This window comes from Nonomuraea sp. NPDC052129 (assembly GCF_040680095.1).
GTDB lineage: Bacteria > Actinomycetota > Actinomycetes > Streptosporangiales > Streptosporangiaceae > Nonomuraea.
Window position 1 is genome coordinate 228,459 of sequence record NZ_JBFAVX010000014.1, and the last position, 20,754, is coordinate 249,212.

At 72.0% G+C, this 20,754-nt stretch carries 20 protein-coding genes; 9 read left to right on the forward strand and 11 right to left on the reverse strand.

What is annotated here, in order from left to right:
- Positions 1-101: 101 nt before the first annotated feature.
- From AB0L53_RS29425 to AB0L53_RS29440, 4 genes are all read right to left on the reverse strand, one after another.
- Positions 102-755 (reverse strand): response regulator transcription factor, encoded by a 654-nt coding sequence (locus AB0L53_RS29425; RefSeq protein WP_358440078.1) that lies wholly within the window; start codon positions 753-755, stop codon positions 102-104.
- Complete coding sequence (locus AB0L53_RS29430) at positions 752-3,214, reverse strand: histidine kinase (RefSeq protein WP_364000371.1); 2,463 nt, start codon at positions 3,212-3,214, stop codon at positions 752-754. The genes AB0L53_RS29425 and AB0L53_RS29430 overlap by 4 nt, the downstream gene beginning before the upstream one ends.
- A gap of 11 nt (positions 3,215-3,225) precedes the next feature.
- A complete protein-coding gene (locus tag AB0L53_RS29435; RefSeq protein ID WP_358440074.1) occupies positions 3,226-3,351 on the reverse strand; it encodes a hypothetical protein in 126 nt (41 codons plus the stop codon).
- 101 nt (positions 3,352-3,452) lie between these two features.
- Entirely contained in the window at positions 3,453-4,223 is a 771-nt protein-coding gene (locus AB0L53_RS29440; RefSeq protein WP_358440070.1) for an IclR family transcriptional regulator, read from the reverse strand.
- 126 nt (positions 4,224-4,349) lie between these two features.
- Here AB0L53_RS29440 and AB0L53_RS29445 point away from each other — a divergent pair, with 126 nt between their 5' ends.
- The 9 genes from AB0L53_RS29445 (at position 4,350) to AB0L53_RS29485 (ending at position 12,930) form a co-directional block, all read left to right on the forward strand.
- Positions 4,350-5,324: an ABC transporter substrate-binding protein gene (locus AB0L53_RS29445; protein ID WP_364000375.1), complete on the forward strand. Its 975-nt coding sequence runs from the start codon at positions 4,350-4,352 to the stop codon at positions 5,322-5,324.
- Complete coding sequence (locus tag AB0L53_RS29450; RefSeq protein ID WP_364000378.1) at positions 5,317-6,381, forward strand: ABC transporter substrate-binding protein; 1,065 nt, start codon at positions 5,317-5,319, stop codon at positions 6,379-6,381. The genes AB0L53_RS29445 and AB0L53_RS29450 overlap by 8 nt, the downstream gene beginning before the upstream one ends.
- A complete protein-coding gene (locus tag AB0L53_RS29455) occupies positions 6,378-7,205 on the forward strand; it encodes an ABC transporter permease subunit (protein WP_364000381.1) in 828 nt (275 codons plus the stop codon). The genes AB0L53_RS29450 and AB0L53_RS29455 overlap by 4 nt, the downstream gene beginning before the upstream one ends.
- The gene (locus AB0L53_RS29460; RefSeq protein WP_364000384.1) at positions 7,202-7,930 is read left to right on the forward strand and encodes an ABC transporter ATP-binding protein; all 729 of its coding nucleotides are present in this window, start codon (positions 7,202-7,204) and stop codon (positions 7,928-7,930) included. The genes AB0L53_RS29455 and AB0L53_RS29460 overlap by 4 nt, the downstream gene beginning before the upstream one ends.
- Positions 7,927-8,949 (forward strand): hypothetical protein, encoded by a 1,023-nt coding sequence (locus AB0L53_RS29465; protein ID WP_364000386.1) that lies wholly within the window; start codon positions 7,927-7,929, stop codon positions 8,947-8,949. Before AB0L53_RS29460 ends, AB0L53_RS29465 begins: the two co-directional genes overlap by 4 nt.
- 65 nt (positions 8,950-9,014) lie before the next feature.
- Positions 9,015-9,785, forward strand: a complete 771-nt coding sequence (locus AB0L53_RS29470) for an LLM class flavin-dependent oxidoreductase (protein WP_364000389.1) — start codon at positions 9,015-9,017, stop codon at positions 9,783-9,785.
- Complete coding sequence (locus tag AB0L53_RS29475) at positions 9,775-10,968, forward strand: LLM class flavin-dependent oxidoreductase (RefSeq protein WP_364000392.1); 1,194 nt, start codon at positions 9,775-9,777, stop codon at positions 10,966-10,968. The genes AB0L53_RS29470 and AB0L53_RS29475 overlap by 11 nt, the downstream gene beginning before the upstream one ends.
- The gene (locus AB0L53_RS29480) at positions 10,965-11,846 is read left to right on the forward strand and encodes an ABC transporter substrate-binding protein (protein ID WP_364000395.1); all 882 of its coding nucleotides are present in this window, start codon (positions 10,965-10,967) and stop codon (positions 11,844-11,846) included. The genes AB0L53_RS29475 and AB0L53_RS29480 overlap by 4 nt, the downstream gene beginning before the upstream one ends.
- Before the next feature lie 49 nt (positions 11,847-11,895).
- Positions 11,896-12,930 carry an LLM class flavin-dependent oxidoreductase gene (locus tag AB0L53_RS29485; RefSeq protein WP_364000398.1) on the forward strand — a complete coding sequence of 345 codons (1,035 nt, stop codon included), beginning with the start codon at positions 11,896-11,898 and terminating at the stop codon, positions 12,928-12,930.
- Between the two features lie 2 nt (positions 12,931-12,932).
- Here the strand turns inward: AB0L53_RS29485 and AB0L53_RS29490 are convergent, their stop codons facing one another.
- The 7 genes from AB0L53_RS29490 to AB0L53_RS29520 form a co-directional block, all read right to left on the reverse strand.
- Positions 12,933-13,919: a glutathione S-transferase C-terminal domain-containing protein gene (locus AB0L53_RS29490; protein WP_364000401.1), complete on the reverse strand. Its 987-nt coding sequence runs from the start codon at positions 13,917-13,919 to the stop codon at positions 12,933-12,935.
- A gap of 75 nt (positions 13,920-13,994) precedes the next feature.
- Complete coding sequence (locus AB0L53_RS29495; RefSeq protein ID WP_364000404.1) at positions 13,995-15,101, reverse strand: LLM class flavin-dependent oxidoreductase; 1,107 nt, start codon at positions 15,099-15,101, stop codon at positions 13,995-13,997.
- Between the two features lies 1 nt (position 15,102).
- The gene (locus AB0L53_RS29500) at positions 15,103-16,134 is read right to left on the reverse strand and encodes an aldo/keto reductase (protein WP_364000406.1); all 1,032 of its coding nucleotides are present in this window, start codon (positions 16,132-16,134) and stop codon (positions 15,103-15,105) included.
- A complete protein-coding gene (locus AB0L53_RS29505; RefSeq protein ID WP_364000409.1) occupies positions 16,131-17,177 on the reverse strand; it encodes an aldo/keto reductase in 1,047 nt (348 codons plus the stop codon). Before AB0L53_RS29505 ends, AB0L53_RS29500 begins: the two co-directional genes overlap by 4 nt.
- 87 nt (positions 17,178-17,264) lie before the next feature.
- Positions 17,265-18,530, reverse strand: a complete 1,266-nt coding sequence (locus tag AB0L53_RS29510; RefSeq protein ID WP_364000412.1) for an acyl-CoA dehydrogenase family protein — start codon at positions 18,528-18,530, stop codon at positions 17,265-17,267.
- Entirely contained in the window at positions 18,527-19,489 is a 963-nt protein-coding gene (locus AB0L53_RS29515) for an LLM class flavin-dependent oxidoreductase (protein WP_364000415.1), read from the reverse strand. Before AB0L53_RS29515 ends, AB0L53_RS29510 begins: the two co-directional genes overlap by 4 nt.
- Before the next feature lie 29 nt (positions 19,490-19,518).
- The gene (locus AB0L53_RS29520; RefSeq protein WP_364000418.1) at positions 19,519-20,754 is read right to left on the reverse strand and encodes an LLM class flavin-dependent oxidoreductase; all 1,236 of its coding nucleotides are present in this window, start codon (positions 20,752-20,754) and stop codon (positions 19,519-19,521) included.

The following is a 20,754-nucleotide window of genomic DNA, read 5'->3' on the forward strand; positions in this document are numbered from 1 at the left end:
ATACCGCCCCCGCTTCCCGGCGGATGCCACCCAGGCTTCCGAGCAGGTGGTTCAGACAGCTCCCGGCCGTAGCGGGACCCGCCTCCTGGTCAGGTCCTGGGTCAGACGACTCCCGGCCGTACCAGGCCCGTCTCGTAGGCCACGATCGTGGCCTGAACCCGGTCGCGCACGCCGAGCTTGCCGAGTACGGCGGCGACGTGGTCCTTCACGGTCGCGGGGCTGAGGCCGAGCGCGAGCGCGACTTCGGCGTTGGTCAGGCCGCGCGCCACCCGCAGGAGCACCTCCGTCTCGCGGGGGGTGAGAACGGACAGCCGCCCGGCGTCGGCCGGACCCGGGCTGGTGGCGAAATGGTCGATCAGCCGCCGGGTCACGACCGGATCCAGCAGCGCGTCGCCTCCCGCGGCCACGCGTACCGCGTCGATCACCCGCTCGGGGTCGGTGTCCTTCAGCAGGAATCCGGCGGCACCGGCGCGCAAGGCCGCGAACACATAGTCGTCGAGATTGAACGTGGTCAGGACGACGACCCGCGTCGCCGGAACCTCGGCGGTGATCCTGGTGGTGGCGGCCAGTCCGTTCATGCCCGGCATCCGGATGTCCATGAGCGCGACGTCGGGTCGGAGCGCGGTCACGAGGGCCACGGCCGCTTCCCCGTCGGCCGCCTGGCCGACCACGGTCAGGTCCGGCTCGGCGTCCAGGAAGGCGCTGATCCCCGCCCGGACCACGGCCTGGTCGTCGGCGACCACCACTCTGATCATGTGAGGGACACCTCCGGCAGCCACACCTGTGCCGAGCCGTCGTCGGCGACGATGAGCGTACCGTCCGCGGCGTCCACCAGCGCGCGCAGTCGCCCCCCGCTCGTCGGTGACTGACCGGACACCGTGACGCCCCCGTCGAGGAAGGTCACGGCGACGGCCGCGCCCTCGGCGAGCAGTTCCCTCGCGACCTGATAGGCGGTGACCTCGACGGCCGGCGGCAGCGGCCTGCGGAGCCCGACGTAGCGGGCCGCGCCACCGCGTCGCGCGGTCAGGACGGCGATGCCGCTCACCGTGTGCGGCGGCTCGTCGCCATCGTCCCGCTCCTGCTCCATGAGCTCCCGCAGAGCGGCCAACCCGGCTCGGGCTTCGGCGAGCACGACGTCCAACCGCCCCGCCTCGGCTCCGTCGACCACCCGCTGCGCGTGCCGACGTGCCGTACGACGCAACCCACCGACGATTCGCCGCCGCTCGGCCGCCGCCGCCACGGCCGCCGCGCGTTCGAGCAGGTCCCGCTCCCGCGCGACCGCCGTCCTGCGCCGTCTGCGGCGCGCCGCGACGAACCTCCCCAAGCCCCAGGCCGCCACAGCCGGTACGGCCAGCATGGCAGTCAGCACCAGCCACGCGGCCGGCCGATCGCCCGTGATGCCGTCCCCGCTGACGAGTGCCAAGCCGCCGACCCCGGCCATCACGATCGGCGCGGGCCAGTCCCGGGATTGTGTACGGGCGCCGATCGCGTACAGGAGCGCCAGCTCCATCCAGCAGCACCACAGGAACATGTCGCTGACCGGCGGCCCCGCCCACCCTGCCAGGTCGAGACACAGCCAGACCAGGACGGAGACCAGCGTGACCGCCAGGCCGCGGCGGGACGCGTTCGTCCTCCACCCCAGGGGCAGCGCGTGCAGGGCGAACAGCAGCGCCAGCAGCAGGCCGGGGAGGGGTGTGGCGAAGGGGTCGAGGTCATCGCCCGGCAGCAGGTTCGCGCCCAGCGTCAGCGCGATCGCCAGGACGACCAGCGCTCCGTCGAGCGCCCTGGACCCCCGCCAATCGGCCATCCGCCTCGCCCTGGCCATGCCCGGCTCATCTGTCGCCGCATCTGTCGCCGCCTTCATGCGACGTCTCAGCCGTGGTCGCGCATGGCTCACTCGTCGCGTCGGAGCGGACGGGTCCAGGGGGAGGTCGGCCCGCACCTCCCAGCCACCGTCCTTGAGCCCTTCCGAAAACGTGCCGTCCCTGGGCCCTGCCGAGAACGTGCCGTCCTTGGGCCCTGCCGACAACGTGCCGTCCTTGGGCCCTGCCGAGAACGTGCCGCCGACGGAATGTACGGCGGAGCGCAGTCCGGCCAGCCCGTTGCCCGTCCCGAGGTCAGAGGCCGCCGCGTCACCACCCTCGTCGGTGACCGTGACGACCAGGTGTCCGGCCAGGATGTCGAGCCGAACCCGGGAGGCACCCGCGGCATATCGGGTCGCGTTCGTCAGCGCCTCGCGGACCACCCGGTAGGCGATGGAGATGACTTCCGGAGGCGCGCTGATGGCGGTGCGCCGATAGTCGAGGCCGATGTGCTCGGCGACGAGTACGTCGATGTCCTGCATGGTCATGGGTTCGACGGCAGCCATGGGTCCGCCGGCCTCGGCGAGGCGATCGAGCTCCGTCACGGCCCGACGCCCGGCCTCCGCGAGACGGTCCAGCTCCGTCACGGCCCGACGCCCGGCCTCCGCGAGACGGTCCAGCTCCGTCACAGCCTGACGCCCGGCCTCCGCGGCGTGCCGGGTGGCGGCGGCGGCGAGTTCGGGATCGGTGAGCCGCGTGGCGGTGGCGGCCGACACCACGATGCCGGTGAGCCGATGCGCGGCCACGTCATGTAACTCCGCGATCAGCCGCCGCCGTTCCGCACCGGCGGCGAGTCGAGGCACTGACGCCGAGCCCGCGTGATAGGCCGAGCCGGCCGATCGGCCGGCTCGGCTGCGCCGTCGCGACCTCCCCATGACCCAGACCACCGCCGCCATCGCGGCCGCCTGGAACGCGACCCCGGCGACGATCTTCGCCCCCGCGCCGGCAGCGAGCGTCAGCGCGGCACCGGCCAGCGTGACGGCGCAGGCCCCGACCGCGGCGACCCCAGCCGTACGATGCAGGGACAGCGCGTAGAGCGCCACCATCACGGTGACCACCCCTGACAGGACGCCACCGCCACCTGCGCTGATGCTCGGTACCGCTGCCGCGAGCGTGCCCCCGAAGGCCCACACCGGCGCGATCCGGCGAAAGACGAGGGCGACGCAGGCGGCACCCGAACCCAGCATCGCGTACGTGGTCGCGAGAGGACTGTCCGCCGCGAGCGGCGACCCCGGCTCAGCCACCCACGTGAGCGCCGCCGGTAAGCGATGCGACACCGTCAGCGCCATCAGCGCGACGGCCAGGATCCCCGGCAGCAGCACGTCCCGCCACTCCGGCCGACCATCTCCCACAACGGCCCAGCCTACGATCTCGGCCGGCCCGAGGCGGCGGGCAGGCCGGCGCGAGGCAGCGCGTCTTCGAAGAACGGGACGACCATCGACCCGGGCGACAACACGATGGTGAACGGGGTGATCCGTGACGTCTGCATCACCGGCTCCGGCGGCGCGGGCGTCAAGGTGCTCGACCCGGCGGGCGTCAAGGTGCTCGACCCGGCGGGCGTCAAGGTGCTCGACCCGGCGGGCGGCGTGATCAGCCCGCGCGCGGCCTGCGTTCGGCCGGAGGGAGCAGGAGCACCTCCAGCGCCCGCGCGCAGGCCCGCGTGTGCGCGACGAACCAGCCGATCCGCGCGTCGCTCATGACCAGCGGCGTGGAGCGCACGGCCAGCGCGTAACGGACGTGGTCGAGCCTGTCGAGCACCGGCACCGCGACCGTGCGGATCCCGTCGCCCGATTCCCCGTCGTTGAGCGCGTACCCGGCCTCGCGTACCCGGTCCAGCTCGGCGCGCAGCTCGCCGTGGTCCACGATCGTGCGGCCGGTCAGCGCCGGCAGGGGCCCGAGCGCCGCCAGGTCCGCCTTCCCCTCCGGGTCCCAGGCCAGCAGGACCTTGCCCAGCGCCGTGGAGTGCAGCGGGCGGCGCAGGCCGATGCCGCTGTCGCGGTTGAGCGAGCCGCCGCTCAGGATGACCGCGAGCCTGTCGTTGCGGACGGCCAGGTCCACGGTGGCGGAGGTGATACGGGCCAGCTCGGCCAGCTCGGGCGTGATCCGGTGCAGGCCGCGCCGGTGAAAGGAGAGCTGCCCCAGTTCCGTGATCGACGGCCCGAGCCGGTAGCGGCCCGTCCGCGCCTCCTGCTCCAGGAAACCCGCGCCGGTCAGGGTCTTGGCCAGGCGGTGCGCGGTGGAGGTGGGCAGCTCCATCCTGCGGGACAGGTCGGACAGGCTGAGCGAGACGTCCCCGCCGCCGAAGCAGTCGAGCATGCCGATCGCCCTGTGTACGGACTGGACGCCGCCTTCTGCTGCCATGCGGGAAACTCCGTCTTCCGAGTAGGGAGAGCAGGGACCAGGTGAGAGCCGGTCCGGCCGGAAACGCTTCCCGCATCGCGGGACATTCTTTGCATTTCCTACCAATTTACTAGCAAACTCTCTCCCATGACCACCACCGCACTCGACACCCTCTGGTTCACCCGCTGTCCGGTGCCCACCGCCACGGGTATCGCGGCGGACCAAGGCTGGCTGGCCAGGGAGTTCGCCGGCGACGGGATCGAGGTCCGGTCCCTCCAGGACGACTCTCCCGACGTCCCCCGCGAGACGCACTACACCCACGCCCTGACCGGCCTGTTCCGCGAGGGCGGCAACGTGCCCGCGCTCTGGGCGCGCTCGCGCGGCGAGGCCACCCGGCTCATCGGGCTCACCTGGATCGAGGAGCGGCAGGCCATCCTGGTCCGTTCCGGCACCGACCTGGAACACCCCGGGCAGCTCAAGGGCCTGCGGCTGGCCATTCCCCGGCACCGCATCGCGATCGACTTCTGGCGGGCCATGGCCCTGCACGGCTTCCACGGCGCCCTGAGGCTGGCCGGGCTCGGGCTCGGCGACGCCGAGCCGGTGGACGTCGAGGCCGAGCCGGGCGGCGGCCAATGGGAGGCCGAGCTGGCCGCGCTGGCCGCCGGCGAGGTGGACGCGGTCTACGTCAAGGGCGCTCTCGCCGTCGAGGCCGCCCTGCGCCACGGCGTGGAGGTCGGCATCGACCTCGACCAGGTGCCGGACCGGCGGGCGCGGGTCAACAACGGCACGCCACGGCCGATCACCGTGCACCAGCGGCTGCTGGACGAGCATCCCGACGTGGTCGCCCGCTTCCTCGGCGTCCTGGTACGCGCGGCCGACTGGGCCGCCCAGCACCCGGCGGAGGTGGCCAGGATCCTCGGCGCCGAGACCGGCGCGGGCGCGACGGGCGTGACCGCCGCCTACGTCCCCGGCGCCTCGCTGCACCTCAGTCTGTCGCCCGAACGCCTCGACCTGCTGGCCCGGCAGGAACGCTTCCTGCGCGCCCACGGCTTCCTCGAATCGCCCGTTGACGTCGCGGCCTGGGCCGATCACACCCCGCTGCAAGGAGTCACCCATGCGTAAGTTGCTGCTCGCCCTCCCCCTCGTCCTCCTGGCCGCGGCCTGTGGCAGCACCGACGCCGCCGCGGGCCCCGAGCAGCTGGTGGTCAGAATCTCGGACCCGGGCAACAGCGGCTTCCTGGCCGTCGCGAAGAAGGACGGCAGTCTGGACGCCGCCCTGGCCAAGGTCAACGCCAAGGTCAAGTGGGCCGGCGACTTCTCCGTCTTCGCCCCGGCCGCCCAGGCCATCAACGCCAGCTCGCTCGACATCGCCACCGGCTCGATCACCTCCGGCGTCACCGCGCTGGCCGTCAAGCCCAGCTTCAAGATCTTCGCCACCGTGCCGCCCGACCTCGCCGGCGAGGGAATCGTGGTCAAGAACGGCTCCCCGATCAAGTCGGTCGCGGACCTGGCCGGGCGCAGCGTGGCCGTCGGGCACGGCGGCACCAGCGAGTACCTGCTGCTCAAGGCGCTGCAGACCTTCGAGGTGCCGGTGGACAAGGTCAAGCGCGTCTACCTGCCGCCGCCGCAGACGGCACCGGTCTTCGGTTCGGGCAAGGTGGACGGCTGGTCGACGTTCTCCACCTTCCTCATCCCCGCCGTCACCGACCTGGACGCCCGGATCCTGGCCGACGGCGAGGCGATCAAGTCCGACAACTACGTGATCTACGTGGCCGCCAAGAAGCTGCTCGACGAGCATCCCGAGGTGGTCAAGGCGCTGTTCGAGTTCATCAAGGAGGGCAGCGCGAAGGAGATCGCCGACCCGGCGGCGTACCTGAACGTCTTCACCCAGGCGGGCCCGCAGGCCGTACAGGGCAAGCAGAAGGACCTGGTGGTCGACATCCAGAAGAAGGGCAAGCCCGCCCAGGCGGTCACCCCAGCCGAGATCGCGAAATATCAGGACGTCGCGAAGTTCTTCCTCGACCAGAAGGTGCTCACCGCGCCGCTGGACGTCTCCCAGCACGTCGTTGACGTGACCAAGCTCGGCGACTCGACCAAGCAAGGGAACGCGGCCGAGCTCGAGAACACGACCAAGGACAGCGCGGCCAAGGACAGCGCGGCCAAGGACGCCGCGTCATGACCGCGCAGACCCTCGTGGCGGGGCTGGTCGCGCCGGATCCGCCCCGCTCGGCCGGTCGCCACCCCGCGGCGACGTTCGCGCTGCGGGCCATCGGCCCGGTCCTGCTGCTGGTGGCCTGGTACGCGGCCACGGCCTCCGGCGCCCTCACCAAGGACGTGCTCGCCGGTCCCCAGGACGTCATCAAGACCTTCGGCGAGCTGTGGGCGGACGGCCAGCTCCCGGAGGCGCTACGCGTCTCCATCACCCGGGCCGGCCTCGGCCTGGTGCTGGGCGCCTCCACCGGCCTGCTGCTCGGCGTCGTCTCCGGCTTCACCCGGCTCGGCGAGGAACTCCTTGACTCCTCGATACAGGCGCTGCGCGCCATCCCCTTCCTGGCGCTGACCTCGCTGTTCATCGTCTGGTTCGGGATCGAGGAGGCGTCCAAGATCCTGCTGATCGGGGTGGCCTGCACCTTCCCCATGTACGTCAACGTCTCCAGCGGCGTACGCAACGTGGACCGCAAGGTCGTCGAGGCGGCCCGCTCGTTCGGCCTCGGCCGGCTCGCGATCGCGCGCGAGGTCGTGCTGCCGGGCGCGCTGCCGTCGGTCTTCGCCGGGCTGCGCCTGGCCACCACGCTCAGCGTGATCGCGTTGATCGCCGCCGAGGAGATCAACGTGACGGCCGGGCTCGGGTATCTGATGGCCCGGGCCACCGACTACCTGCGCACCGACATCCTGGCGCTGTGCGTGCTGCTGTACGCGGTGATCGGGCTGCTGGCCGACCTGACGCTGCGGGGGGCCGAACGGGTGCTGATGCCCTGGCGCAAGGCGGTGACGATCCGATGAGCCTGGCCGTACGGACAACGGGGCTGCGCAAGGTCTTCGGCGACCGCGCGGTGCTCGATGGGGTGGACCTGGACGTGCGGCGCGGCGAGTTCCTGGCGCTGCTCGGCGCGAGCGGCACGGGCAAGACGACGCTGCTGCGCATCCTGGCCGGGCTGGACGCCGCCACCGGCGGGAGCGTGCTGGTGCCGCCGGTGCGCACGGTCGTCTTCCAGGAGCCGCGGCTCATCCCGTCGAAGCGGGCGCTGGCCAACGTGATCATCGGCCAGGGTCGTTCCGCGCGGGCCAAGGGTCTGGCGGCGCTCGCGGAAGTGGGTTTGAGCCGGCACGCCGACGCCTGGCCGGCGACGCTGTCCGGTGGCGAGGCCCAGCGCGTCGCGCTCGCCCGGGCGCTGGTCCGCGAGCCGGAGCTGCTCCTGCTGGACGAGCCGTTCGCCGCGCTGGACGCGCTCACCCGGCTGCACATGCAGGACCTGATCGCCGAACTGTGCGCCCGGCACCGCCCGGCCGTGGTGCTGGTCACGCACGACGTCGAGGAGGCGATCCTGCTCGCCGACCGGATCGCGGTGCTGCGCGAGGGCAGGTTCGTCACGGATCTGCGGGTCGGCATCGACCGTCCGCGCGACCGTACGGACCCCGACTTCGTCGAGTTGCGCCGCAAGCTGCTCACCGACCTCGGCGTGGACACCCACGCGGGGGCGCCGCGCGAAGAGGTGCGGGCGCCGTGACGAGCGTGTGGATCGACGAGAACGCGCCCGCGCTGACCGGGCTCGGCTTCAACGTCGAGTACGACGCGCTGCCCGGCCTGTCCCAGCGGGCGGGTGTCGTCGAACACGAGCCCGTCACCTTCGAGGGCGACGCGTACGCCCCCTCCTACGGCCCGGGACACGGATGCGGGCACAACGCCCTGGCGGCGGCGTCGGTCGGCGCGGCCATCGCCGCCGCCAGGATCCTCCACGACCGCGCGACGATCAAGGTGTTCGCCTCCACGGGCGAGGAGCAGCTCGTCGGCAAGGCGTACGCGGTGCGCGAAGGCGCGTACGACGGCCTCGACGCCTTCCTCGACTGGCACCCCGCCCCCGTCACCGGGACGGGCTGGGACGTCACCAGTGCGCTGTACTCGGCCACGTTCTCCTTCCTCGGCTCCCCCGGCCACGGCTCGAACCCGCTGGGCACCCGCAGCGGCCTCGACGGCGTGCTCCTGCTGACCGGCATGATCGAGCGGCTGCGCGCGGGCAACGTCGCCCCGTCGGGCCGGATCAGCTACGCGATCGGCGGTGGCGGCGCCCCCAACGTCACCCCTGACCTGCAGACGCTGTGGGTCTATGTCCGCGAGTCCACCCACGAGCGGGCCAGAACGCTCTACGACAAGGTCGTGGCCTGCGCCACGGCCGCCGCCACCGCCAGCCAGACCCGGCTGGAGCACCGCCTGGTGACGGCGATCAGGGAGTCCCGCTCGGCGTGCCGCTGCACTCGTGGGCGGCCACGGCCTCGACCGGCACCGCGATCGCCCACGCCGGGCTGCTGGCCGCCGCCCGCTACCTGGCCGCGGCGGCCGTCACGCTGGTCGAGCAGCCCGAGACGCTGGCGGCGGTCCGCCAGGAGTTCGCCACCCGTGAACGGGGGCGCGACCCGCTGCCCGCCGGGGCGGAGCCTCCGTACCACCTGCCGCCACCCGCGTTCCTCGAAGAGACAGGGCAGTCGGCGCGCCCGGTCAGGACGCCGCCCGTCTCCACCGAACTCCTAGGAAAGATGTGACATGACCGCCCTGTTCATCTCCGGCAGCCAGTCCACCCTGCGGGCGGTGGCGTGATGACGCGCTTTCACGTGATCCTCCCCACCAGAAGTCCCGCCCGCGCGGAACTGCCCGCGTTCGTCACCGACGTACGGCCCGCGCCCACCGATCCGGCCGGGCGGATCGCCGTGGCCGCGGACCTGGCGGGGCTGGCGGGGGCGCTGGTGCCGTTCGACCCCGGCGGGCAGGAGTCGCTGACCGTCGCGGCCAACGTCCTGCGCCGCACCCGGCACCTGCGGGTGGTCGCCGAGTTCCACGCCGCCGTCGCCACCCCCGTCTACGCGGCCAAGGTCTCGGCCTCCCTGCAGCGCTTCACCGCGGGCCGCCTGGGCTGGCGGCTCGCGGTGGACCTGGACCCGGCCGTGGCCAGGGCGCAGGGCGACTTCCTGACCGGCGCCGACCGGTACGCCCGCGCCGAGGAGTTCCTGACCGTCGCCAAAGGCGTCTGGCGCGGCTCCTTCGACTTCCACGGCGACTTCTACGAGGTCATCGAGGGCGGTTTCGGACTGCCGCTGTCGGCGCCGCCCTTCCCCGAGGTACAGCTGTCGGGCACCTCTCCCGAGGCCCTGGCCCTGTCGCGGCGGCACGCGGACGTGCACGTCTTCGCCGAGGGCGACGACCTGGACGCCCTCGTCCCCGAGCTGCCCGGCCTGCGGTACGGCGTCCAGTTGTCCTCGCTCGACCACGCGGACGCGTACGCCGGGCGGGGCGTCACCGAGTTCTTCCTCCAGACCGAGGACGTCTATCGCCTCGGCGAGCACATGAAGGAGCGGGCTCTTGCCGGTTGACATCTACTGGCGCATCCACATGGAGGGCGACCAGTCCTCGCTGCGCCGCAGGGTCCGCAGCCGCGGCGGGTTCGCCCCCGGCGGCACCGCCCCGGGCACTCGGGACGGCCGGGACGACGGCTACACGCACGCCGACTACATGGCCGAGGTCGCGCGGGCGGCCGAGGAGTCCGGCTTCGTCGGCGGGCTGCTGCCCAACTTCCCGCACACCGACGATCCCTGGGCAGCCGCCGCGACACTGGCCCGCGAGACCACGTCGTACCGGTTCATGGTGGCCTTCCAGCCCGGATTCCTGCACCCGGTACAGGCGGCCAGGATGACGGCCACGCTGCAACGGGCGACCGGCGGCCGGGTCGTCTACAACGTCATCTCCGGTGGCGGCGGTCCAGCGCAGCTGTGGTGGGGCGACAAGGTCGACCACGACGAGCGCTACGCGCGTACCTCGGAGTTCCTCGACGTACTCAAGGGGGTCTGGGCGGGTGACCTCACCCACCACGGCCGCTTCTACCGTACGGAGCACGCCGGGCTGCCGGCGGAGCTGGCCGGGCAGCCGTTCCCGGAGATCTTCTTCTCCGGCTCCTCCCCCGCCGCCATCGCCGCCGCCGGACGGCACGCCGACTACTACCTGTCCTGGCTGGAGCCGTACGAGGCGCTGGCGGAGAAGTTCGCGGCCGTACGAGCGCACAGCGACACCCCGCCCAGGTTCGCCGTACGCGTGGACCTGCTCGCCCGCGAGAGCGAGGAGGAGGCGTGGGAGGAGATCGCGCACGGCTGGCGGGCCCGCGCCGTCGACCCGGAGCGCGCCCGCCAGGGCGGCGCGGGGCAGGGCGGCGCGGGGCAGGGCGGCGCGGGGCAGGGCGGCGCGGGGCAGGGCGGCGCGGGGCAGGGCGGCGCGGGGCAGGGTGACTCCGTCGGGGTGCGGCGCAGCCGCTCCTTCCTCGCCGAGGCCGGCGACGACCACCGCGCCCTGGAGGTCGCGCCGAACGTGTGGGGCGGGTTCAACGCGCTCCGCGACGGCCCCGCCTTCGGCCTGGTCGGGGACTACCACCAGGTGGCCGAACGCCTCGACCAGCTCCTCGACCTCGGCGTGGACGCCTTGATCCTGGCCGGGATCCCCCATCTCGAAGAGGCCCGCCGCGTGGGCCGCCACGTATTGCCCCTGTTGAAAGGACGTACCTCATGACCACCCGAGTCGGCTTCTTCCCGCAGAACAACACCCTGTGGGTGGCCCGCCACCGCGACCTGCTGCCCGACGTGGAGTGGGTGGGCCTGAACAGCCTGGGCAGGGGTGAGCGGGTCGATCCCACGAAGGCGCTCCCGTCCGCCCACGGCGACCACCTGTTCGACGGCGGGTACGACTTCATCGGCACCGGCTCCACTCCCCCGGTCACCGCCCAGGCCAAGGGGCACGACATCGTGTACGTGGCGATCTCGGGGCCGCGCGTCGAGAACGGCCGCCTGGTGGTCCGGGACGACTCGCCGATCGGCTCCGTGGCGGAGCTGAAGGGCAGGCGGGTCGCGCTCGGGCACGGTTCCTGGCAGACCACCCTGCTGCTGCTGGCGCTGGAGCGGGCCGGGCTCGGCTGGGGCGACATCGTCCCCGTGGACGCCTACGGCAACGCCACCGAGCTGCTGGTGAACGGCGACGTGGACGCCTGGGTGGGCTCCTACCCGTACCTGACGCCGGTCGAGTCGCGTACGAGGACGCTGGTGGAGACCGACGGCCTGTTCAGCCACCGCTCTCTTTGGTTCACCCGCCGCGACTTCGCGCTGGAGCGGCCCGACGAGCTGGCCAGGATCGTCACCGCTCTCCAGGGGGCCGACCGCTGGACCGAGGAGCACCCGCGCGAGGCGGCCGCCCTGTTCGACGGGGACCTCGACGCCTGGGAGCACGCCCTGCGTACCCGGCCCTGGGGTCTGCGCCCGGTGAGTGCGGAGTTCGTCACCGAGCAGCAGCATGCCGCCGACCTCTTCCACGCCAACGGGCTGATCGAGCGCGAGATCTCGGTCGCGGACGCCGTACTGCCCGAGATCGGCGACCTGGTGGCACGGACGCACTAGGTCCGCGACTATTCTCCGCTGCCAGGAATGACGAGGAGGAGGAACCATCGTGCCGCTACCCACGCAACCGCTGCGCAAGCTGGGTTTCCTGACGATCGGCCTGTTCGACGGTGACGACCCGCGCCCCGGCCACGAGTCGACGCTGCGGATCATCGAGCTGGGCGAGCAGTTGGGCTTCGACAGCGCATGGGTGCGGCACCGCCACCTCCAGTACGGCATCTCCTCCCCCGTCGCCGTCCTGGCGGCGGCCTCCCAGCGCACCACCCGCATCGAGCTGGGCACCGCGGTCATCCCCCTCGGCTGGGAGAACCCGCTGCGGCTCGCCGAAGACCTGGCCACGGTGGACATCCTGGCCGGCGGCCGGCTCAATCCAGGCGTCAGCGTCGGCCCGCCGCTCCACTATGACCAGGTCAAGGACGCGCTCCATCCCGGCACCGCCGACCAGGAGGACTTCAGTTACGAACGGGTCCGGCGGCTGCTGTCCTTCGTACGCGGCGAGCCGGCCACCGACTTCAGCGGCGTCGAGGGCTTCGAGGTCTTCTCCGATCGGGTCCAGCCCCACTCGCCCGGCCTGGGCACCCGCATGTGGTACGGCGGCGCCAGCCTCCGCTCGGCCACCTGGGCGGGCGAGCACGCCATGAACTTCCTGACCAGCAGCGTCGTGAAGGCCGAGGAGTCGGCGGACTTCGCCGAGATCCAGCTCTCCCACGTACGGGCGTTCCGCGCGCGGCACCCCGACGGCGAGCGGGCCCGCGTCTCCCAGGGCCTGGTCGTCATCCCCACGGACACGGCCACGCCGGAGCAGCGGGCCAGATACCAGGCCTACGCCGACAAGCGCACGCCCCGCACCGCCACACCGCAGGGGCCGGCCCGCATGATGTTCGCACCGGACCTCGTCGGCAGCTCCGCCGAGATCGCCGAGCGGCTGTACGCGCACGCCGCCTTCCGGGAGATCGACGAGGTGGCGTTCGCGCTGCCGTTCACCTTCGAGCACGAGGACTACGTGCAGATCCTCACCGACATGGCCACCCGGCTGGGGCCCGAGCTGGGCTGGCGACCCGCAGCGGACCGCGGCCCGGAGTGAGGCTAGACATCGAGGCTCTCCCGGCCGTGAGGTGAGTCCCAGGCGCCCTGGAACGGCTCCACGTCTATGCGCTTGACGTCCGCGCCGGGAGTGAAGGCGCTATGGCGGTAGGTGGAGAAGTCGGTGGTCTCGCGGAAGGCGGGGCGCTGGTAGAGGTCGCGGGCGTAGGCCCACAGGTGGGTGAAGTCGGTCAGCCCGCGCTCACTGATGCGGGCGCCGGGGTTGTCGGCGAGGTCGAAGCGGGCCAGGGTGACCCACAGCCGTACGTCGGCCTCAGTGATGGCGTCGCCCAAGAGGAAGCGGCGCTCGGTCAGGCGCTCGTCGAGGCGCTCGAACGCGGCGACGGTCTCGCCGCGTAGCTGCTCGTAAACCTCCTGCGTGGCCGCCCCCGCGATTTTGGGGGCCGCAGTGTTGACGTCGCGCAGGATCTCCTCGTTGAGCTCGTCGATCTCGGCGCGGGACTCGGCGGGGTAGAGCCGGACGGACGGGTCGGCCCATTCCGCGAACTCGGTGGCCAGGTCGAGGGTGATGTCGGGGTAGTGGTTGCTGACGATCCGGCCGCTCACGCGGTCCCAGAGAGTGGGGACCGAGATGTGGCCGGTGAAGCCGGGCTCGGTCCTCTCGTACGCCTGGGCGAGCAGCGTGAAACCGTTGACGGGGTCGGGGCCGCGACGCTCCCGGAAGGCCCAGCCGCGGGCGTCGCGCTCGTCGTCGACGTACGACAGCGACACCACGTCCTCAAGCCCCGCGAGCTTGCGGACGATGGCGGCGCGGTGCGCCCAGGGGCAGTGCCAAGCGTTGTAGATGTGGTAGCGGCCGGGCGCGGCCGGATAGCCGCTGGATCCGTCGGCAGTGATGCGCCCGTGGAAGGGGTAGAGCGCGCGAACTCCCTTGGGGGCGGCGTCGAGGCGGCCGGGGCCGTAGGGGCCATGGACCTGGACGTCCGCAGGGGTGGCGTAGGTCGGAGTGTGCTGTTTGGGGCCGCTCATGGGTGAGCCTCCAGGGTCGATCGCGCCGCTGCGGTAACAGGGCGGCATTTCATTAAATTCCTACCAACATTGCCGCTATGCCACACCGTTCAGCGGACCCGATGAGGTCCCCCGAGATGGCGCGGGCCGCCAGCCGAGCAGGGGTGCCAGCTCCTGAGCGCCGGCGGCGAGCAGCCGGACATGCTCGTCGAAGTCAGGCACGCCGGGGGCGAAGCTCACCAGCAGGTCGGTGATCTGCCGCAGCGCGGGATCGTCCGCCAGTTCGGCGGCCAGCTCCTGCGATGGGCCGAGCAGGGCGCGGTCGGCCTTCAGGTACTCCTCGACGCTGAGGCCCGCGACATCGCGCCGGGAGGACAGCCAGCTCTGCCAGCGGCGAGCACCGGGCGTGACCAGCCGGATGGCCTCCGCTCGGTCGGGGTGGGGATAGATGGCCCGGGAGACCTGCACCCGGGGCCGACCGGCCGCCGCGCGGTAGGCCGCGATCCACTCGGCCTGCTGCCGCTGTGCCTCGCGTACAGTGCTGCCCCGCCAGCCGGTGGCGCGGGAGAGCTGCAGCCCGTCACCGGCCCGGCCGGCGGCGGCCGCTGCCGCATGAGCCAGCTCCGGGTCGCCGGTGGTCGCCTGCCACAGCCGTCGCCGCACACCGGCCCCGGGCGGGTGGAGCGCCTCGCCGAGGCTGTTGAGCGCCACACCCTCCAGCACCTCGTGGAGCCGCGCGACCGAGGCGTCGAAGAGCCGGTGCCTGTCGGCCAGGTCCTTGCCGAACGCCTCCCACGCTCCGGGGAAGGGACCCGAACCCACCCCGAGCTCGAGCCGGCCGCCGCTGAGCTCGTCGAGCGTGGCCGCGTCCTCGGCGACCTTCAGGGGATCCTCCAGCGGGAGCACCAGCACGCCGGTGCCCAGCCGGATCCGGGTGGTGCGCTCGGCGATCGCGGCGAGCATGACCAGCGGCGCGGAGACGTGCTCATTGCCCTGCCGGAAGTGCCGGTGGATGACCCAGCCGGAGTCGTAGCCCAGTTCTTCGGCGGCCACGAACAGGTCGATCGCCTCCCGGTAGGCCCGCGCCGGCGGCAGGTCACTGTCGAGGTGCAGCAGGAAGCCCAGGCGAAACGGTCGGCCGTCCTCGACGCCGGCCCCTATCGACCCTGTCGTCTCGGAGTCCCTGACCCCAAAGTTCGTCATCTCAAAGCCTCAATCCGGTTCCGTGCACGCCGTGCTCGTCGATCAGTGCCAGCTCCTCCTCCGTCAGGGGCGGAAAATCGAGCCCCTTGACGTTGTGGTCCAGCTGCCACGTCGAGCTGGCCCCGATGAGCGCCGAAGTCACCTGCGGCTGCCGCAGCACCCACTGCAGCGCGAGTTGCGCCAGCGACTGGCCACGCCCTTCGGCGATCCGGTTGAGCGCGGTGGCCCGCTGCCGGTAGACGTCGTCGATGACATCGGGCGACAGGAATGTGCTGGTCCGCGCGCGAGCACCCGCCGGGATGCCGTCGAGGTACTTGTTCGTCAGCAGGCCCTGCGCCAGCGGCGAGTAGACGATCAGGCCGAACCCGTCCTCGGCGGCCAGCTTGAGCAGGCCGTTGAGCTCGGGCCGACGGTCGAAGATCGAATACCGCGGCTGGTGCGCCAGCAGCGGCACCCCCTCCCGACGCAGCAGCTCGGCCGCCTCGTGTGCCCGCTCGGGTGCGTAGTTGGACAGGCCCACGTAGAGCGCCTTGCCCTGTCGCACCGCGCTGACGAGGGCGCCGACGGTCTCCTCCAGCGGCGTGGTCAGGTCGGGGCTGTGGCTGTAGAAGATGTCGACGTAGTCGGTACCGAGGTCGCGCAGGCTGTGCTCCAGCGAGGTGAGCAGCGACTTGCGCGAGCCGCCCTTGTGGTATGGGCTGGGGCCGATGGGGTTGCCGGCCTTGGTGGAAAGAAGGAGTTCGTCCCGGTACGCGGCCAGGTCGCGCTTGAGCACCTTCCCGAAGAGCTGCTGCGCGGCACGGTGCGGAGGGCCGTACCGGTCGGCGTTGTCGAAGTGGGTGATGCCGAGGTCGAAGGCGTGCAGCACGATCTCGCGCTGGGTCTCGTACGGGTGGTCGGTGCCGAACTTCTGCCACAGGCCGAAGGAGACGGCCGGCAGGTCAAGGCCGGAGTTTCCAGCCCGCCGATACTCCAGGTTCTTGTAGCGATCTTCGGCCGCCGCGTAGGTCTGCTCGAAAGTTCCGTAGGTCATGACTGAACGCTCTCTGTGCGGTCGCGGCGGAGCGCGGCCGGCTGGAGCGACGGGGTGTCACGGCCGGTGTCGCGCTCGACGAAATGGGTGCCCGGATCGACGATCTCGTCGATCCGGTCGAGGATGTCCGCGCCGAGCTCGATGGTCGCCGCCTTGAGATAGCCCTCCAGGTGCTCGAACGTGCGCGGGCCGATGATCACGCTGCTGACGGCGGGGTGGTTGAGCGCGAATGCCAGGGCCAGGTCGACCAGCGTCAGCCCGCTGTCCTCCGCGAGCCGGGCCAGCGCGTCGGCGGCGGCCAGCTTGCGCCGGTTGCTGTCGAGGTCGATGTCGAACCGGCCGGGGATGAGCCCGGCGCGCGCCGACTCCGGCTGCTCGCCGCCGACGCGGTACTTTCCGGACAGCCAACCGGCGGCCAGCGGGCCGTAGCTCAGAACGCCGACGCCGTACTTCCGCGTGACGGGGAAGACCTCCCGTTCGGCGCTGCGGACAAGAAGGGAGTACGGCAACTGCTCGGTGTGCGGGGCGATCAACCCGTGCTTCTCGGCCAGCCAGTGCGCCTCGACGAGCTGGTGGGCCGGGAAGACCGAGGTGCCGTAGTAGCGGATCTTGCCCTGGCGGATCAGATCGTCCAGTGTCCGCAGCGTCTCCAGCAGGTCGGTGTGCGGGTCCGGACGATGCGCCTGGTAGAGGTCGAGGTGGTCGGTGCCGAGCCGGCGCAGGCTGTCCTCCACGGCGCGGATGATCCAGCGCCGGGAGTTGCCGGCGTGCTGGGGGTTGTCACCGATCTGCCCGTGGAACTTGGTGGCCAGGAAGAGGTCGTCACGGCGGCCCTTGATCGCCTTGGCGACGATCTCCTCCGACACGCCCTGAGCGTAGACGTCGGCGGTGTCGACCGCCGTGATGCCGGCGTCGAGGGCGGCGTGGATGATCCTGACGCTCTCGCCTTCCTCCTGCCACCGGCCGAAGTTCATGGTACCGAGAGTGAGGGGACTGAGCAGGACACCGGTGCGGCCCAGTATGCGGTCGACCTTGACGGTCATCGGATTCCTTTCAGCCGGCCACTCAAGGAGAGGCCGGTCTTTCGGTCGGGATTCTGGAAGAGGCTGCCGGTCTTTCGGCCGGGTGTCCTAGAAGAGGCCGGTCGTGGGCGGAGCCTCGCCGGTCAGGTGATAAGCGCCCGCGACCGCGGCCTTCCACTGCCTGGGGTTGTGGTTGGCGACCGTGCGAGCGTTGCGCCAGTGCCGATCGAAGCCGAGCTCGCGGTTGGTGATGGAGCCTCCCGCGACGTCGAAGAGCAGTTCGGCGGCCCGCAGCGCGGACTCGATGGCGATCACGCCGGTCTGCCCCACGGTGACCGCGGCCTCCGCACCGGCGCTACGCGCTTGCGCGCCGGTCAGGCCACGTACGCTCTCCAGCGCTTCGGCGGCGAGCAGCACCACCGACCGGGCGGCCTGGGCCCGTGCGGCGATCTCTCCCACGGTCTCGCGCACATACGGGTCCTCGACGCTCCTGTCCGCCGTACTGTGCTTGATCGGCCGGGCCTTCTCACGGGCGAACCAGATCGCGTCGTCGAGCGCCGCGGCGGCGATGCCCGCCTCGACCGCCGCCAGGTAGAGCTGGGCGAACGAGCCCAGCCACGGGTTTTCCAGCAGGGAGTTGTCGCGGGCTACGACCTCGCTCTCGCGGACGCGCACGTTGACCAGCCGCGTGGTGCCGCTCGCGGTCAGCCGCTGGCCGATCGCGTCGAAGTCGTCGAGCCGCTGTATGCCCTGACGATCCACCGGCACCGTGAAGCCGAGCACGGTGCCGTCCTCCTTCTTGGCCAGGCCCGAGAACCACGAGGCGTACAGAGCGCCCGTCGAGTAGTACTTCTCGCCGTCGATGACGTACCCGTCACCGTCACGCCGGATGGTGGTGTTGACGGACCCGTTGGCGCCGCCGGTGCGCTCGTTGGCGGTGCCGGCGAACAGGTCGCCGTCGCGCAGCCGCCGCAGGGTCAGCGCCCGGTGGGGCAGGTCGCGCCGGCTCGCCACCTGATTGGCGGTGAGGAAGCTGCTGCGCAGCGCCTGCGCCACGTTGGAGTCGGCCCGGGCGATGGCGATGACCAGGTCGATCACGTCTCGCACCGAGCCACCGGCGCCGCCGTCCTCCCTGGTGATGCCGACCAGCGTGATGCGCTGCTCGGCGAGCGCCCGGACGTCGTCGAACGCGTAGTCGCGGGCGAGCTCCCGCGCACGGGCTCCGGCGCGCAGGCGCCGCAGGATGGGTACGACGGCCGCGCGAATGCCTTCGACGGTGTACCCGACTCCCGCGGGAGTCTCCGGCACGGTGGCGTCCGACACGGTCGGCCCCGGAACGATGGCGCCTTCGAGGCCGACGCGCTCGGCGGTCATGCCGCCACCGCCATGAGCTCGGGCAGGCCCAGTGCGGACCGCAGGGTGGAGTGCGCGGATGTGGGATGCGCGGAGCCGACGGCCGTCAGCCTCGGAACCAGCGCCCGCAACGCGGTGAGCACCGCCGCGGCGCCGCCCGTGAGCACCAGCTCGAATCCGTCCAGCCGGTGCTCCGCGGCCCAGGCGAGAAGCTCGGCCGGGTCGTCGAGGGCGGCCTCGACCCGGCCGAGCAGTGCGACATCCTCCCGGGACCGGCCGGCTGCCCGCAACGCCTTCGCCAGCGCGGCGTCCGCACCGGCGGCACGCTCCCGATCCACCACGACGACGTCTGCCGACTCAGCGACCGCCGTGGCGTCGAGAACTCCCAGGTCGGCGACGACGACCGGGCGTCCTTGCACCGACGACGGCCCGTCCAGCGGCCCGGCGACCCGGTAGAAGGCGCCCTCGTGGCTGATCGGCTTGATGTGCGACTCCCGCACCACGATCCCGGCCTCCTGATCGCCGATCAGCGCCGTACGCGGGAAGGACTCCCACAACCGGGTCAGCACGTGGGCGTACTCCCTCCAGCGCTGGACCGGGTCGGACGCGCCGGGGTCAGGAGCGGTCGCCTCACTCACCTCATCGCCCCCGCCCGCCCGCAGCGCGACGCCGGCCCGGCCGCCGGTGGCCCGGTCAAGGGAGAGCACCCTGCGCGCGGCGTTGTACGGCGCGTTGTGGCTGGTCGGTACCTCGGCTACATAGCCGATGCCACCGTGGACGCCGGCGAGGTAGGCGCCCACCACGGTCGGGTCGAGCGTGCGACCCGTGGCCCCATCGTCAGCTGAACCGTCGGCGAGCCGGATCGCCGCGACCCCGAACTCTTCGGCCACCGCCGCGATGACCACGGCGTCGGCGAGTGACACCAGCGCCGGGCCGGTCGGTGCCCCGACCGCGAGGGCGAGTTGGATGGTTGTGCTCATGAAAAGATCACCTTCGGTTGTGGAACAGGTCAGCGAGCCGCTTCAAGGGGACGGCCCTGGTAGGCCCCGGCCGGCGCCGTGGGCAGGCCGAGCCCGAGGTGGTCGCGCAGGGTCGTCCCGTCGTACTCGGTCCGGAACAGGCCACGACGCCGCAGCTCGGGAAGCACCTGGTCGGCGAAGTCGGCGAACCCCGACGGCAGCACGTCGGGCATCACGTTGAAGCCGTCCGCGGCCCCCTCGCGGTACCACCGCTCCATGTCGTCGGCGATCTGCTCCGGCGTGCCCACGACGATCCGGTGGCCACCGCCGCCGGACAGCTTCTTGAGCAACTGACCGAGTGTCGGCCGCTCCGTGTCGATGATCGCCTTGACGACCCGGTAGAAGGTCTGTGAACCACCGGCCTCGTCGGGATCGACGAGGAGCTCGGCCGGGATCGGCTCGTCATAGGGCAGCCCGTCGAGGGAGATCCCGAGCTGGGCGGCCAGCCGGCCGCGGGCATAGGCGTCGGGCAGGATCTCGTCCAGCAGTTCGCGCCGGGCCTTGGCCTCGGCCTCAGTGCCGCCTACGACGGTGGACAGTCCGGGCAGGACGACGATCTCGTCGGGGCGTCGCCCGAACTCGGCCGCGCCGGCGCGGATCTCGGTGCGGAACGCGCGGGCGTGGTCGAGATCCTGGTCGGCGGAGAAGATCACCTCTCCGATCCGCGAGGCCAGCCGGCGGCCGTCGCTGGAGCCACCGGCCTGGACCACGACCGGTCTGCCCTGCGGGGAGACGAGCTCGGTCCGGCCCGCCCAGCCGGTGACGACCTGCTCGGTGAACTCGGCGGCGCGGTGGTAGCGTAGCGCGTGCTCGGGCTCGCCGGTCCGGCCGAAGTTGCGCGCCGCCACGGGCCCGGCGGTGGTCACCACGTTCCAGCCGAAGCGGCCCCCGCTGATGTGGTCGAGGTCGCCGAGCCGGCGCGCGAGCTCCACCGGGTCGTTGTAGGACGACGACAACGTCCCGATCAGCCCGATCCGCTCGGTCTGGGCGGCGATCCGCGCCAGTACCGTCGTGGGCTCCAGGTTGTTGGCGGTGCGGTGTCTGATGTTCGGGTCGAGCGACGGGCCGTCCGCCAGGAAGACCGCGTCGAGCTTGGCCTCCTCGGCTTTCCGCGCGATCGAGGTGTAGTGCTCGATCGTGTAGCTGGCGGTGCCGTCGGTGCCCGGGAACCGCCACGAGCCGCCGAAGACGCCCGCGTTGAGGATGTTGACGTTGATGTGCAGCAC

What these genes read in the sequence shown, in the direction of transcription:
- AB0L53_RS29425 (WP_358440078.1), bottom strand. Translation starts at nt 755, where the DNA reads ATGATCAGAGTGGTGGTCGCCGACGACCAGGCCGTGGTCCGGGCGGGG.
- AB0L53_RS29435 (WP_358440074.1), bottom strand. Translation starts at nt 3,351, where the DNA reads ATGCAGACGTCACGGATCACCCCGTTCACCATCGTGTTGTCGCCCGGG.
- AB0L53_RS29440 (WP_358440070.1), bottom strand. Translation starts at nt 4,223, where the DNA reads ATGGCAGCAGAAGGCGGCGTCCAGTCCGTACACAGGGCGATCGGCATG.
- AB0L53_RS29445 (WP_364000375.1), top strand. Translation starts at nt 4,350, where the DNA reads ATGACCACCACCGCACTCGACACCCTCTGGTTCACCCGCTGTCCGGTG.
- AB0L53_RS29450 (WP_364000378.1), top strand. Translation starts at nt 5,317, where the DNA reads ATGCGTAAGTTGCTGCTCGCCCTCCCCCTCGTCCTCCTGGCCGCGGCC.
- AB0L53_RS29455 (WP_364000381.1), top strand. Translation starts at nt 6,378, where the DNA reads ATGACCGCGCAGACCCTCGTGGCGGGGCTGGTCGCGCCGGATCCGCCC.
- AB0L53_RS29460 (WP_364000384.1), top strand. Translation starts at nt 7,202, where the DNA reads ATGAGCCTGGCCGTACGGACAACGGGGCTGCGCAAGGTCTTCGGCGAC.
- AB0L53_RS29470 (WP_364000389.1), top strand. Translation starts at nt 9,015, where the DNA reads ATGACGCGCTTTCACGTGATCCTCCCCACCAGAAGTCCCGCCCGCGCG.
- AB0L53_RS29480 (WP_364000395.1), top strand. Translation starts at nt 10,965, where the DNA reads ATGACCACCCGAGTCGGCTTCTTCCCGCAGAACAACACCCTGTGGGTG.
- AB0L53_RS29490 (WP_364000401.1), bottom strand. Translation starts at nt 13,919, where the DNA reads ATGAGCGGCCCCAAACAGCACACTCCGACCTACGCCACCCCTGCGGAC.
- AB0L53_RS29495 (WP_364000404.1), bottom strand. Translation starts at nt 15,101, where the DNA reads ATGACGAACTTTGGGGTCAGGGACTCCGAGACGACAGGGTCGATAGGG.
- AB0L53_RS29500 (WP_364000406.1), bottom strand. Translation starts at nt 16,134, where the DNA reads ATGACCTACGGAACTTTCGAGCAGACCTACGCGGCGGCCGAAGATCGC.
- AB0L53_RS29505 (WP_364000409.1), bottom strand. Translation starts at nt 17,177, where the DNA reads ATGACCGTCAAGGTCGACCGCATACTGGGCCGCACCGGTGTCCTGCTC.
- AB0L53_RS29510 (WP_364000412.1), bottom strand. Translation starts at nt 18,530, where the DNA reads ATGACCGCCGAGCGCGTCGGCCTCGAAGGCGCCATCGTTCCGGGGCCG.
- AB0L53_RS29515 (WP_364000415.1), bottom strand. Translation starts at nt 19,489, where the DNA reads ATGAGCACAACCATCCAACTCGCCCTCGCGGTCGGGGCACCGACCGGC.